The organism is Kitasatospora sp. NPDC056731 (assembly GCF_040687675.1).
Lineage (GTDB): Bacteria > Actinomycetota > Actinomycetes > Streptomycetales > Streptomycetaceae > Kitasatospora.
Map to the genome: position 1 here is coordinate 60,046 of NZ_JBFBNR010000012.1, position 13,640 is coordinate 73,685.

11 protein-coding genes are annotated in these 13,640 nt (G+C 72.6%); 4 read left to right on the top strand and 7 right to left on the bottom strand.

Going from position 1 to position 13,640, the window contains the following annotated elements; genetic code table 11:
* The first annotated feature begins 78 nt into the window (after positions 1 to 78).
* Both AB0R04_RS14805 and AB0R04_RS14810 read left to right on the top strand, forming a co-directional pair.
* On the top strand, positions 79 to 822 hold the full coding sequence (locus AB0R04_RS14805) for an SDR family oxidoreductase (protein WP_363371182.1): 744 nt from the start codon (positions 79 to 81) through the stop codon (positions 820 to 822).
* Between the two features lie 96 nt (positions 823 to 918).
* Positions 919 to 1,425, top strand: a complete 507-nt coding sequence (locus AB0R04_RS14810; RefSeq protein WP_063347016.1) for a hypothetical protein — start codon at positions 919 to 921, stop codon at positions 1,423 to 1,425.
* Between the two features lie 107 nt (positions 1,426 to 1,532).
* Here AB0R04_RS14810 and AB0R04_RS14815 read toward each other — a convergent pair whose 3' ends face one another.
* From AB0R04_RS14815 to AB0R04_RS14825, 3 genes are all read right to left on the bottom strand, one after another.
* Complete coding sequence (locus AB0R04_RS14815; protein ID WP_363371184.1) at positions 1,533 to 3,050, bottom strand: carbohydrate binding domain-containing protein; 1,518 nt, start codon at positions 3,048 to 3,050, stop codon at positions 1,533 to 1,535.
* A 436-nt stretch (positions 3,051 to 3,486) separates the two neighbouring features.
* A complete protein-coding gene (locus tag AB0R04_RS14820) occupies positions 3,487 to 4,515 on the bottom strand; it encodes a hypothetical protein (RefSeq protein ID WP_363371186.1) in 1,029 nt (342 codons plus the stop codon).
* Between the two features lie 152 nt (positions 4,516 to 4,667).
* Positions 4,668 to 5,264: a choice-of-anchor C family protein gene (locus AB0R04_RS14825; protein WP_363371187.1), complete on the bottom strand. Its 597-nt coding sequence runs from the start codon at positions 5,262 to 5,264 to the stop codon at positions 4,668 to 4,670.
* A gap of 519 nt (positions 5,265 to 5,783) precedes the next feature.
* On the opposite strand from AB0R04_RS14825, the gene AB0R04_RS14830 reads away from it, so the two are divergent.
* A complete protein-coding gene (locus AB0R04_RS14830) occupies positions 5,784 to 6,737 on the top strand; it encodes an aldo/keto reductase (protein WP_363371189.1) in 954 nt (317 codons plus the stop codon).
* A 73-nt stretch (positions 6,738 to 6,810) separates the two neighbouring features.
* Here AB0R04_RS14830 and AB0R04_RS14835 read toward each other — a convergent pair whose 3' ends face one another.
* From AB0R04_RS14835 to AB0R04_RS14850, 4 genes are all read right to left on the bottom strand, one after another.
* A complete protein-coding gene (locus AB0R04_RS14835; RefSeq protein ID WP_363371191.1) occupies positions 6,811 to 7,431 on the bottom strand; it encodes a GNAT family N-acetyltransferase in 621 nt (206 codons plus the stop codon).
* Between the two features lie 140 nt (positions 7,432 to 7,571).
* Positions 7,572 to 8,246 carry a nitroreductase family protein gene (locus AB0R04_RS14840; protein WP_363371193.1) on the bottom strand — a complete coding sequence of 225 codons (675 nt, stop codon included), beginning with the start codon at positions 8,244 to 8,246 and terminating at the stop codon, positions 7,572 to 7,574.
* A gap of 134 nt (positions 8,247 to 8,380) precedes the next feature.
* A complete protein-coding gene (locus AB0R04_RS14845; protein WP_363371195.1) occupies positions 8,381 to 10,018 on the bottom strand; it encodes an ABC-F family ATP-binding cassette domain-containing protein in 1,638 nt (545 codons plus the stop codon).
* Positions 10,019 to 10,210: 192 nt separating this feature from the next.
* Positions 10,211 to 11,419, bottom strand: coding sequence for a hypothetical protein (locus AB0R04_RS14850; RefSeq protein ID WP_363371196.1), 1,209 nt, complete (start codon positions 11,417 to 11,419; stop codon positions 10,211 to 10,213).
* 574 nt (positions 11,420 to 11,993) lie between these two features.
* On the opposite strand from AB0R04_RS14850, the gene AB0R04_RS14855 reads away from it, so the two are divergent.
* Entirely contained in the window at positions 11,994 to 13,601 is a 1,608-nt protein-coding gene (locus AB0R04_RS14855; protein WP_363371198.1) for an ATP-binding cassette domain-containing protein, read from the top strand.
* Positions 13,602 to 13,640: the final 39 nt, after the last annotated feature.

Below are 13,640 nucleotides of genomic sequence, written 5' to 3' on the forward strand. Positions count from 1 at the left end.
CCCACTTGACAAGACTAGCAGTCTCGATAACATTATTGACGGAACTAGCGGTCTCGACAAGATGAAGGACACGCCACCATGAGCACCACGTCAAACCTCTTCACCGGACAGCGCGTCGTCGTGATGGGCGGCAGCTCGGGCATCGGCGAGGCCGCGGCCACCGCCTTCGCCGCGGACGGCGCCGAGGTCGTGATCACCGGTCGCGGCCGGGACCGGCTGGACGCCGCCGTCGCCCGGATCGGCGGCAAGACCACCGGCCACCAGCTGGACGCGGCCGACCCCGAGGCCGTCGCGGCCTTCTTCGCGCAGTCCGGCACCGTCGACCACCTGGTCGTCGCGGTCAGCGGCGCGGCCGGCAGCGGCCCGTTCGCCCAGCTCGACCTGGCGGACCTCGCCACCGGGTTCGACGCCAAGTTCTGGCCGCAGGTCCGCGTCCTCCAGGCGGCGCTGCCGCACCTGCGGTCGGACGGATCCGTCACGCTGATCACCGCCGCCTCCGCCCGCGCCGCGATCCCCGGCACCGCCGGACTCGCCGCCATCAACGGCGCGCTGGAGGCGATGGTCCCGCCGCTGGCCGTCGAACTCGCCCCGCTGCGGATCAACGCCGTCTCGCCCGGCGTCATCGACACCCCGTGGTGGGACCGCGTCCCGGCCGAGCAGCGGACGGCACTGTTCGACGGCCTCGCCGCCACCACCCCGGTCGGCCGCGTCGGCCGGGCCGAGGACGTCGCGCAGGCTATCCACCTGCTGGCCGCCAACACCTTCGTGACGGGCGTGGTGTTCGACTGCACGGGCGGGGCCAACCTGCCCACCGGGCGCTGAACGAACCGTCGGCCGACCGGGCCCGGCCGAAGCAGCGCCCGGCCCGCAGCCGTCTCCGGGCCGGGGGTTGTCACAGCTCGGCCGTACGGTTCGGTCATGAGCGTTCCCGACCTGATCCCGATCCGGTACGAGCCCGACTACCGCACCCGCACCATCGGCCGGTGCGAGGGCGGCCAGTTCCTCGCCTCCGTCACGGCGGCCTTCCCGGAGGTCGGGGCCGACGTCGAGAACTGGCAGGCGCAGAAGCGCTGGTTCGCGGTGCTCCACCGCTTCGACGACGCCGGCCGGCACCTCGACTCGCGCATCCGCTCGACCGGCACGACGGCGGACGGCGAGAAGGCAGCCGTCGAGGCCGCCCGCGCACTCCTCGCCGACTGGCTCGACGCCCTCCCCGGCCGCGCGTACGGGGACATCGCCATCGCGCCGTTCGCCGTCCGGGTCGAGGGGGCGCTGTTCGGGCTGGTCATCGAGACGGACGAGGAGGACGAGGAGGACGAGGAGGAGGAAGAAGAGGGCGAGGACGGCGAGGGCGGGGTCTGGGCCGAGCTCTACCCCGACGGCCTCGGCTTCCACGCCCCGTGGGACGGCTGCTACGACACCTGAGCCGCGGCCGCCGTCACCACTTCGCCTCCTGGCGGTCCTTGAGGAACACCCCCGACCGCCGGGCCGACCCCCGCCCGCCGAGGCGGGGGTCGGCCCGTGTGGCGCGGTCAGCCCGCGTACTGGGCGAAGATCTTCGCGAACTCGTACGGCTGCTGCGCGATGTTGGTGCACTTGGAGAGCGAGCCGCCGGTGCAGGCGTTGGCGTCGCGGGTGGCGTCCCAGAAGGCCAGCAGACCGAGGTGGTTCTGCCGGGCGAAGGTCACCAACTGCTGGGCGGCGGCCTGGTTGTAGATCTGGTGGTCGTCGTTCTCGCCGATCATCGGGGTGACGCCGACCATGGCCCACAGCTGGGCGTCGGTCTTCGCCGGGTAGAGCGCCTTGAGCTGGCCGAACAGGGCCTGGGCGGCCTGCACGGCGGCGTTGCCGTAGTCGGTGCCGGTCCGGTAGTAGTCCATCGCCATGATGTTCACCAGGTCGACGGCGACCCCGGCGTCGCGGGCGGACTTGACGATGGCGACGCCTTCGGAGGTCAGGCCCTCGGGCAGGACGGGCAGGGTGAAGGAGACCTTGAGGCCGGGGTGGGCCTGCTGGAGCTTGGCGAGCGCGGCGGAGCGGCGGTCGTTGGAGGCGGTGTCGGCGATGGCCGCGCCCTCGATGTCGAAGTCGACGTAGCGCAGGTTGTAGGCGTTGACGACGGCGTCGTACTCGGCGAACAGCGAGTCCACGGTGGTGCAGGCGGCGGCGAGTTCGGTGCCGCTGGCGCCGCCGAAGGAGAGCTTGACGTCGCCGCCGGCCGCGCGCAGCGCGTCGATCTGGTCCTTGGCCCAGCCGGTGCGCGGGTCGTAGGCGTTGAACCAGCTGGCCTTGCAGCCGACGCCGGTCACGAAGCCCATGGTGTAGGCCTTGAGGTTGCCGGACTTGGCCATGTCGGGCATGGACGGGGTGGGCCAGGCGCCCATGTCGATGTAGGGCGCGACGGGGACGGCGACGTTCGGCGGCGGGGTGCTCGGGCCGCCGGTGGGCGTGCCGGTGGGGCCGCCGGTCGGGGTGCCCGAAGTGGGCGGCGGGGTGGTGGGGTTGCCGCCGCCGGGGCCGGTGAGCGTGATGTCGTCGGCGAGGTAGGCGCCCTGCCCGTACCAGCCGTGCAGGTAGACGGTGACGCTGGTGGTGGCCGGGCCGGTGGTGAAACTGGTGGACAGCTGCTGCCAGTTGGCGCCGCCCGGCGTCCAGGTGGCCGGGTCGGTGACGCCGCTGCCGGTGGCGCCCAGGTAGACGTACTGGCCCTGCACCCAGGCACTGAGGTTGTACGTGGTGTTGGGCTGGACGGTGACGGTCTGGCCGCACTGTGCGGTGTCGCTCGCGCCGACCGCCCCCTTCAGTGCGTAGCTTCCGCTGTGCGCGCCGGAGTTGACGACGCTGCCGGTCCCGCCGGAACAGCTCCAGGGGCTGAGCGCGCCGCTCTCCAGGCCGGGGTTGGCGAGCAGGTTGCCGTCGGCGGCGCCGGCGTTCCCGGCGAGCGTGGCGAGGCCGCCGGCGGCGAGCGCGGTGGCGGCGGCGAGGCTCAGCAGCTTGGTGCGACCGGCGGGGCGGCGGTGCGTGGGGGCGGGCTGGGGCGCGCTGGGCATGGGGGTGCCTCTCGGGACGTGGGGCCGCCCGCGCCGCGAAGGGGGAAACGCGGGGCGGGCGGCAGCATGGGGGCTGGTCCGGTGCGGGGGAGGAGCGCGGTGCTGAGCATCAAACTGGACTAGACCAGCTGTGCACGTCAAGCACTTCCGGGGCATCGGAAGCCCGCTGTGGGAAGGTTTTAGGAACGGTTTAAGGCTCTGGAACCCCGTTCTCGGAACACCGCTTCGCACCTTCGGGTGGCACCCCTGTCGACCTTCGGCACCCTGGCAGGAGGATTTTCGGCTCCCGGCAGGCGGCGGCCGTGAAAGCGACGGCGGCGAAGACCGGACCGGCAGCCCCTCCGGGGAGGAGGCTGCCGGCCCTCATGGCGTCAGAAGCAGGCGTCAGAAGCAGGCGTCAGAAACAGCCGTCAGAAGCAGGCATCAGAAGCAGCCGTCAGGAGCAGGTGTAGTTCACGGGTCGGGAGTTCTCGTTCCCGATGAGGGTCTTCTCGTCGGTGCTGATCGCCCTGATCGTGAACGAGTCCGAGACTGCGGACAGCGAGTCCGCCACCACGCCGTCACGCCACAGGACAGGCCGTCGAATCGACCCGACGAACGCCGTCCCGCCCACGATTCCGTTGCCGCCGATGGCATTTGCCGAGATGGCGCCCGCGCCGATGGTCCGGATCAGCGAACCCTGGGCGTCCCATTCGGCTTCGGCGTAGCTCGTGTCGTTCTGCGTGCCGCCGACGATGCGCCCGTCCCGGACCGCCACAGGATCGCTGTAGGCGTTGGAGCCCTGCGCGGCGAGCGCGTGCCACTGGCCGTTGATGTCCGAGACGAAGCCGAACGCGGCGGTGGACCCGACGATCCTGCCTTGCTCGTCGATGCCGTTGAGGAGGAGGAAGCTGCTTGCCGGGAGGGGCAGTTCGCGGTACGTTCCCGGCGCGTTCGCCGGCCACACCACCAGGATGAAATTCGTTCCGACTTTGGCCATCCCGGCGATGTCACCGGCGTTGTTGACCACGCTGGCGGACGAGCTGTTCCAGTTCGGATTGAAGGGCAGCGCAGTCGTCGTCCCGGTGTGGCTCACCGTCACGGCCCTGAACTTGTTGTTGACGAGGTCGTCGCCGACGATCAGGCCGGCCGCGTTGACGCCGGACAGGTTGGGATTGCCCGCGGGGAGCCGCAGCACGACCTTCCCGTTGTCCCACAGCGTCCCGCGCCCGTTCGTGATGTCGGTGGGCCAGCTGGGGGACCGCGTTCCGGTGACGCCGACTGCGTACCGGCCGCCGTCGCTCGAGTACACCGTGCCGACCGTCGTGGTGGGCGGCAGCTCCCACGCCGTCTTCTGCCATTGACAGGCCGCCGCCTGGGCGGTGCCGACCGGCACCAGACCGAGTGCCGCCGTGAGCGTCGCCACGGCGAGCGCGGAGGCCTTTCGTCGGTTCAATCGGTTCAATCGGTTGAACAAGGGATCCACCCTTCCTCACAGGGAGTGCACCTTCCGGTAACTGACCCTGTCAGGGCTCGCCGTGCGGGGTGAAGCACTTTAAGCGAGGGGGAAACAACGGTCGGCAAGGAGGGGGAGGCCCGCCCGCTGGTCCCGGACCGGCGGGCGGGCGGTTCAGCGGATCACCCGCAACACGGCTTGCACTCCTTGACCTGGACGTCGTCCACGACCGGGCCGGCCGCGCCCGCGTTGGTGCTGGCGAAGGTCAGCGTGGTGGAGGCGCTCCGCGCGACGAAGCTGAACTGGCGCCCCACGTAACCCATGTTGGTCGGCGTCTTGCCGGTGATGTCGAAGGAGAAGTCCTGGAAGTCCTGGCCGTCGACGAGCACGCGGCCGGTCTTCACGGTCGGCGCGGCCGCCGTGTTGCCGGCCAGCGCGTACGTCACGGAGTAGGTGGTGCCCGGGACGGTGGCGAAGGTCTGGGCGACGGCGCCGGTGGTGGCGCCGTTGAGGTCCACCGACTGGTCGCCCTCGGCGGCCTGCCAGAATCCGGCGCCGATCAGGTCGACGCTGCCGCTGGTGACCGTCCACGGGCCGATGGTCTGTCCGGCGTTGAACTCGGCGAAGCTGTTCGCCGGGGCCTTGGGCGACTCGAAGCTTCCGTCGTCGAAGCGGCTGAGGGCGCGGTGGCCGCCGGCGGCCTGCGCCGGGACGGTCACGGCGGTGGCGGCGGCCACGATCACGGCGACGGCGGCGAGGCGGGTGCGCGAGAACGTCATGGGTTCCTCCCCAACGGAATACCGACTGGATGAGCCGATGATCGGCTGTGCCCAGAGGGTCCGCCGTCGCCGTGAGCCCTGCCAAGACCGGGCGGATGGCGCCCGGTGGTGCGGAGGTCTCGTCGACGGGCTCCCGCACGCCGGTTTGACGGGTGACCACCCGGTGCCGGCCGGGCGGCCGGCCTGCGCCCGCCCGGCGGCGGGCCGTGGTGCGGACGCACGGTTCAGACGGTCGTGTCCGCGCGCATGGTGGTGAAGTCCGACGTACGCGCTCCACCTGCGCCTCGGGCGCATCCCACCTCCGGGTGAGCCGAGGGCCGCTCATACGATCAACGCCCCCTCTGGCGGTCGGCGGACCGGAGGCGGATCGGAGGTGGACCCGAAGCGGGTCCGAAGCGGATCCCAAGCGCGTCCGGACGGGCTTGACCTTGAGTGCACTCCAAGGTGAAAGCTGGACGCGTTGATCCACCGCAGCACCCCGCGAGCGGGCAAACACACCACCACGATCGGAGCACCGTCATGCGCAACGCCACGTTCGGTACCAACGGACCGGAGACTGGCGTCATCGGCCTCGGCTGCATGGGGATGACCTGGGCCTACGACGTGCAGAACCGGGACGACGAGAACTCCGTCCGGGTGATCCGGCAGGCGCTGGACCTCGGCGTCACCCTGATCGACACCGCCGACATGTACGGCCCCTACACCAACGAGGAGGTGGTCGGCGCCGCGCTGGCCGGCCCGTACCGGGAGCGCGCCTTCCTCGCCACCAAGGTCGGCATCGTCCCGGGCGGGTCCGGCCAGTCGGCCCGCGACGGCAGCCCCGAGCACGTGCGCCGCTCGATCGACGACAGCCTGCGCCGCCTCGGCACCGACCACGTCGACCTCTACCAGCTGCACAGGGTCGACCCGGCCGTCCCGATCGAGGAGACCTGGGGCGCCCTCGCCGAGACCGTCGCGGCCGGCAAGGCCCGCCGGATCGGGCTCTCCGAGGCGACCGTCGAGGAGATCAAGCGGGCCCAGTCGGTGCACCCGGTGGCGTCCGTGCAGTCCGAGCTCTCGCTCTGGACCCGGGACGTGCTGGCCGAGGTGCTGCCGTACACCGAGGAGCAGGGCATCGCCTTCCTGCCGTTCTCGCCGCTCGGCCGGGGCTTCCTGACCGGCAGCATCGCCTCCTTCGACGAGCTGCCCGCCGACGACTTCCGCCGCCGGCTGCCGCGCTTCCAGCAGGACGCGCTGAAGGCGAACCTGGCACTGGTCGGCAGGGTCAAGGAGGTCGCCGAGCGGATCGGCGCGACGCCCGCGCAGGTCGCGCTGGCCTGGGTGCTGGCACAGGGCCGGTACGTCTTCCCGATCCCGGGCACCAAGACGCCGCGCTACCTGGTGGACAACGCGGGCGCGGCCGAGGTCGTGCTCTCGGCGGCCGACCTGGCCGACCTGGACGCGCTGCCGACGCCGACGGGCGAGCGGTACTGAGCGGCGAGGGGTGCTGAACGGCGGAGGTCGCCCGGGCCCCGGCCCAGGTCACCGGCCCCGCCTCGGAGCGCCGTCACGCCTCCCGGACCCAGATCAGCTGCCGCCCCGTCTCGGCGGGAGCCCGGACGGCGGCCTCGGCGACCCGGTCGAGCCGGTAGCCGAGCTTGCGCGGGACGGCCGCGCTGGCGCCGTTCGCCTCGTCGCAGTGGATCTCCACCCGCGCGATGCCGGGCAGCGCCAGGGCGGCCTCGGTCAGCGCCCCGGCCGTGGTGGTGGCGATGCCGCGGCCGGCGTGCCGGGCGGCGACCCAGTAGCCGATCTCCAGTGCGCCGGGGCCGATCCGGCCGTGCAGGCCGAGGGCGCCGACCACACCGCCGGGTTCGGCGTCCAGGCCGACCAGGTACATGAAGTCGGTGCCGGCCTCCCAGGCGAGGGAGCCGGCCCGGGCCAGCTCGGCGGTCTGCGCCCGGGTGGGGGGCTCGGCCGCCCACTCCATCCAGGGCCGCAGGTGGTCCAGGTTGGCGCGGACGGCCTTGTTGAGCGCCACCGCGTGCGTGCTGCGGCGGCGCAGCAGCGAGATCCCGCCGGGCAGCCGCAGTTCCTCGGGCGGCCGCCCGGTGGTGACGGCGGTGGGGCCGGGCACGTGGAGCGGGGCGGGCGGGTACTTGCAGGACCGTGACTGCGGGTGGCTCATGACCGCGATTATGTCCTTGGCCGGGACCTGTCACCAATGAATTCCGGACGGCCTCCCACCAGGCCTCTCACCAGTCCCCGCCGCACCCCGGCGCGCCCGGCCGCACTCCCGGCGCACCGGGGCGCGCACACGCCCGGCGGTCAGAGCCTGATCAGCACCTCGTCCAGCTCCTTGCGCCGCAGATCCGGCACCCGCGCCCCCTCGGCCGGGTAGCCGACCGGGATGACGTACGCGGCGCGCTCCTCCAGCGGGCGCTCGCAGACCTCGTTGAGGAACTTCATCGGGCTCGGCGTGTGGGTCAGCGTCGCCAGCCCGGCCTGGTGCAGCGAGGCCAGCAGCAGTCCGACCGCGATCCCCACCGACTCCTTGGTGTAGTACGGGCGCGGCGAATCGGGCCCCTTGTGCACCTCGAACACCACGATCACCGCCGGCGCGTCCTCCAGGAACGGCTTGCGCCAGTCGGTGCCGATCGGCGCCAGCGCGGCCAGCCACTCCTCCGACGCCCGGTGCGCGTAGAACTCACGCTCCTCGGCCTCGGCGGCCTCGCGCAGCCGCCGCTTGCGCTCCGGGTCGGTGATCACCACGAACCGCCAGGGCTGGACGTGCGCGCCGCTGGGCGCGGTGTTGGCGGTCCGGATCGCCCACTCGACGACCCCGTCCGGGATCGGGCGGGTCGCGTAGTCGCGGACGGTCCGGCGCTGCGCCATCACGTCGTGGAAGGACTTGCTGCGGGCCTCGGCCTCGTGGGCCGGCACCGTCATCGGGGTGAGGGGGACGGTCGGGTAGGGCGTCCCTGCCACTGCACTGTCAACCATGGCCGACAGCACAGCACATGACGGCCGCGCCGGGAAGAGGTCGAGACCAATCCGCAGATCAGGTCCATCCGGCGGGGCCGCTCGGCGGGTCCGTCCGGCAGGGCCGCCCGGCGGGGCCGCCCTGCCGGACGGGACTACAGCTCGTGCACCCGCCCGTCCCGGACCTCGATCCGCCGGTTCACCGTGACGGTGTCCAGCATCCGCCGGTCGTGGGTGACCAGCAGCAGGGTCCCGGTGTACGAGCCGAGCGCCGCCTCCAACTGCTCGATCGCCGGCAGGTCCAGGTGGTTGGTGGGCTCGTCCAGCACCAGCAGGTTGACCCCGCGCGCCTGGAGCAGCGCCAGCGCGGCCCGGGTGCGCTCGCCGGGGGAGAGGGTGCCGGCCGGGCGCCTCACGTGCACCGCCTTGAGGCCGAACTTGGCCAGGAGGGTGCGCACCTCCTCCGGAGTGAACTCCGGGACGGCGGCGGCGAAGGCGTCCGCCAGCGGCTCGCCGCCGAGGAACAGCCCGCGCGCCTGGTCCACCTCGCCGACCACCACGCCGGAGCCCAACGAGGCGCTGCCGCCGTCGAGTTCGAGCCGGCCGAGCAGGGCGGCCAGCAGCGTCGACTTGCCCGCGCCGTTGGCGCCGGTGATGGCGACCCGGTCCGCCCAGTCGATCTGGAGGTCCACCGGGCCGAAGGCGAAGTCGCCGCGGCGGGCGACGGCCGCGCGCAGGGTGGCGACCACCGAGCCGGAGCGCGGCGCGGTGGCGATCTCCATCCGCAGCTCCCACTCCTTGCGCGGCTCCTCGACCACGTCCAGCCGCTCGATCATCCGCTGGGTCTGCCGGGCCTTGGAGGCCTGCTTCTCGGTGGACTCGGCGCGCTGCGCCTTTCCGATCTTGTCGTTGTCGGAGGACTTGCGGCGGGCGTTGCGCACGCCGTGCTCCATCCAGCCGCGCTGCATCCGGGCCCGGGCCTCCAGCCCGGACTTGGTGTCGGCGTACTCGTCGTACTCCTCGCGGGCGTGCCGGCGGGCCACCGCGCGCTCCTCCAGGTACGCCTCGTAGCCGCCGCCGTACAGGTTGACCTGCTGCTGGTGCAGGTCCAGCTCCAGCACCTTGGTGACGGTGCGGGCCAGGAACTCGCGGTCGTGGCTGATCAGCACGGTGCCCGCGCGCAGGCCCTTGACGAAGGCCTCCAGCCGCTCCAGGCCGTCCAGGTCGAGGTCGTTGGTGGGCTCGTCGAGCAGGAAGACGTCGTAGCGGGAGAGCAGCAGCGAGGCGAGGCCGGCCCGGGCGGCCTGGCCGCCGGACAGCGCCGTCATCGGCAGGTCGAGCGAGACCTTCAGACCGAGCGAGTCGGCGACCTCCTCGGCGCGCTCCTCCAGGTCGGCGCCGCCCAGCTCCAGCCAGCGGTCCAGGCTCGCCGCGTACGCGTCGTCGGCGCCCGGGCGGCCCTCGACCAGGCCCTCGGTGGCCTCGTCCAGCGCGGCCTGCGCGGCCGCCACGCCGGTGCGGCGGGCCAGGAAGTCGCGCACCGACTCGCCCTCGCGCCGCTCCGGCTCCTGTGGCAGGTGGCCGATGTTGGCGGTCGCCGGGCTGAGCCGCAGCGAACCGCCCTCGGGGGTGTCCAGCCCGGCCAGCAGCCGCAGCAGCGTCGACTTGCCGGCGCCGTTCACGCCGACCAGGCCGATCACGTCACCGGGGGCGACGACCAGGTCCAGGCCGGAGAAGAGGGTGCGTTCGCCGTGACCGGCGGCGAGGTCCTTGACTACGAGTGTGGCGCTCATGATGAGCCCGATTGTAAGAGGAGCGGGCCGGGTGGCGGAAAAGCCCGGGGCCGCGGCGCGGCTGCCGCGGCCCCGGGGACCGGCCACGCGGGCCGGTCAGGACCTACCGGACCCGGGAGGCCACCCGGGCCTCAGTGGTGCTCCGGGCCTCAGTGGTGCTCCGGACCTCGGCAGTGCTCCGGGCCTCGGTGGTCACTTCGACTTCTTCGAGAAGTAGTCGAACATCCGGGCCGCCACGTCGTCCAGGTACGGGCCGGCCTCCCAGGTGCTGGCGCCGTTGCCGATCGAGGTGTCGCTGACCAGGGCCGGCTTGCCGTCCTTGGTCGCGACCCAGCCGCCGCCGCTGCTGCCGCCGGTCATGTTGCAGCCGATCATCAGCATCGCCGGGCGGCTCGGGTCGCCGGTCTTCTTCGCCGGCTTCCCGCTGTCGCAGTGGTCCAGCTCGACGCCGTCGAACGGCTTGCCGGCCGGGTAGCCGTAGGCGCTGACGCTGTTGAACTGCTCACGCGGGGCGTTGAACCAGATCGGCACGGAGCCGCCGACGGTCTCCTCCAGCGACTTGCCGTTGCCGCTCGGGTTGGCGACCTTGATGATCCCGAAGTCGTACTGGCTCCACGGGCCGCCGTGCTCCGGGTCGGCCTCGGCCGACCACTGCGGCGAGACCATGCCGGCGGTCGCGCCCCACTCGCCGTACGGCTCGGCGTCGGTCTCGTTGGCCTGCTTGCCGCCGCTCAGCAGGCCGTTGCTGTTGTAGGCCGGGGCGAAGGAGATGTTGGTGTAGTACTGGCCGCCCTTGCCGCCGTTCAGGCAGTGGCTGGCGGTCCAGACCAGGTTGCTCTTGCCGGGGTTGGCCGGGTCGGAGACGACGGTGCCGGAGCACACGTAGTCCTCGTTCCCGTCCTTGAAGAAGAGCTTGCCGTTGACGTGCAGGTTCTTCGCGAACGGGTGCTGGGTCGGCTTGGCCTCGATGACGGTGGGCAGCGCGTCGCCGGTGCTCGGGGGCTGGGCGGTGGTGGGCTGCGCCGGGGCCGGGGTGGCCGGCTTCGAGGTCGGCTGGGCCGGTGGCTGCGTCGGGTCGGGCTGCGGCTGCGGCATCGGCTTGGGCTTGGCGTTCAGGATCCGCTGCAGGGTCCAGTAGCCCTTGACCGCCGGAGTGATCACGTTCTGCTGGGCCCACTTGTCCCAGTCCTCGAACTTCCAGGTCTTCAGCTCTTCGGCGGTCGGCAGCTTGATCGGCGCCGCGCCCGGCTTGCCGGTGGCGCCGGCCGCGACCGCCGGAGCCGTGGTCTGGGCCACGACCGGGTCGCTGTTGTCCGGGCCGCACGCGGTCGCGGCCAGCACGGTCAGCGCGGCGACGGAGGCACCCAGGACGGCACGGTTCGGCCGGTACATCGGTGACATGAGTTCAAATCCCCCTGTGAATAACCGCCATGCGACCCCTTCCTCGGGTACGGCTCCGGGGAGCCGCAGGCATGGCAGGGGAGGAGTCTGCCATGCGGATAAAGGCCTCCTTACGCACACCCCCGGACTGGGGCGGGGCCGTCACCGGATCGGCACCGGACCGGCACCCGCCCTCCTCCGGGCGCCCGGAATCCGGCCGGGTCCCGCTCCGGGCGGCCGCTTCCCGATGCGGGTCCAGAGCAGGTGCATGCCCAGGTCAGGTGCGCGTCCAGGGTGCTGCCCGGTGCGCCGAAATTCGGTTGCCCACGTCCGGCGCCGTGCGTAGCGTGGACGGAGTCGCCCGCCAGACAAGGAGAAGGCCGTTGCTCTACTGAGGTCCCGAGACACCGCCCCCGCCGCGCAGGCCCTTCGCCGCGCGGTGTGCGAGTGTGCGACCTCAGTCACGGCCCCGTGGCGAGCCCGATCCGGCTGATCCGGATCCGCCCCGCCCTCCCCCCGGCCGTACCGGCCCGCACCCGCGGTGTCTCCCCGTGTTGCTCATCGTTCCCTTCGGCAACCACCCGGGAGGCCCTCCATGGCACAACCCACCACCGCCGTCCTCTGCACCGATCTCACCTTCGAGTGGCCCGACGGCAAGCCCGTCCTGGACGGCTTCCACCTCGCCGTCGGCCCCGGCCGCACCGGCCTGATCGGGCTCAACGGCGCCGGCAAGTCCACCCTGCTGCGGCTGATCGCCGGCGAGCTGACCCCGACCGGCGGCACCGTCCGGGTCGACGGCGAACTCGGCTACCTGCCCCAGGGGTTGACGCTGGACACCACCGTGCGGGTGGACGAGGCGCTCGGCATCCAGGCCACCCGCGAGGCCCTGCACGCCATCGAGTCCGGGGACTCCGACCAGCGCCACTTCGACGCCGTCGGCGACGACTGGGACGTCGAGGAGCGCGCCCGCGCCACCCTCGACCGGCTCGGCCTGCACCGCCTCGGCCTCGACCGCACCACCGGGGAGCTCTCCGGCGGCGAGGCCGTCCTGCTGCGCCTCGCCGCCCTGTTGCTGCGCCGCCTCGACGTCCTGCTGCTCGACGAGCCCACCAACAACCTGGACCGGACGGCCCGGGAGCGGCTCTACGAGACGGTCGCCGGCTGGCACGGCGTCATGCTGATCGTCAGCCACGACCGCGAACTGCTCCAGCACGTCGACCAGATCGCCGACCTGCGGGACGGCGCGGTCACCTGGTACGGCGGCAACTTCGCCGAGTACGAGCGCACCCTCGCCGCCCAGCAGGAGACCGCCGAGCGGCTGCTGCGCAACGCCGAGGCCGACGTCGAGCGCCAGAAACGGGACTTGACCGAGGCCCGCACCCGGCTGGACCGCAGCGCCAGCTACGGCAAGAAGCGCTCGGTCACCCGCAACGACCCGCACATCTTCGCGGGCAAGCTCAAACGCCAGGGCCAGGAGACGGCCGGGCGGCTCCAGGGCATGCACACCGAGCGGTTGGAGGAGGCCCGGCAGCGGCTCACCGCCGCCGAGGAGGCGGTGCGCGACGACGCCGAGATCCGGATCGACCTGCCGCGCACGGCCGTCCCGGTCGGGCGCACCGTGCTCACCCTGCAGAAGGTTCGGCTGCCCTACGGCACCACCGCCGACCTCGACCTGCGCGGCCCCGAGCGGATCGCCCTGGTCGGCCGCAACGGCTCCGGCAAGACCACCCTGCTGCGCACCATCGCGGGCGAACTCGCCCCGCTGGAGGGCGAGATCAGCACCCCGGTGCCGTTGCGCCACCTGCCGCAGCGGCTCGACCTGCTGGACGACAAGCTGACCGTGGCGGAGAACGTCAAGCTGTTCGCCCCCGCCGCCGGGGACAACGCGATCCGTGCCCGGCTGGCCCGCTTCCTGTTCCGCGGCGGCCGGGCCGACCAGCCCGCCGCGACCCTCTCCGGCGGCGAGCGGTTCCGGGCCACCCTGGCCGCGCTGCTGCTGGCCGACCCGCCGCCGCAGCTGCTGCTGCTCGACGAGCCGACCAACAATCTGGACCTCGCCAGCGTCCGCCAGCTCACCCAGGCGCTCGCCGCCTACCAGGGCGCGCTGATCGTGGCCAGCCACGACGTGCCGTTCCTGCGCGGCCTGGGCCTCACCCGGTGGCTGGAGCTGGACGGCGAACTGCGGGGGGTGGATCCGATGTAGCCGGTACGGCGCGGGCAGCCGCTGCCGCCGGGGTGGCCG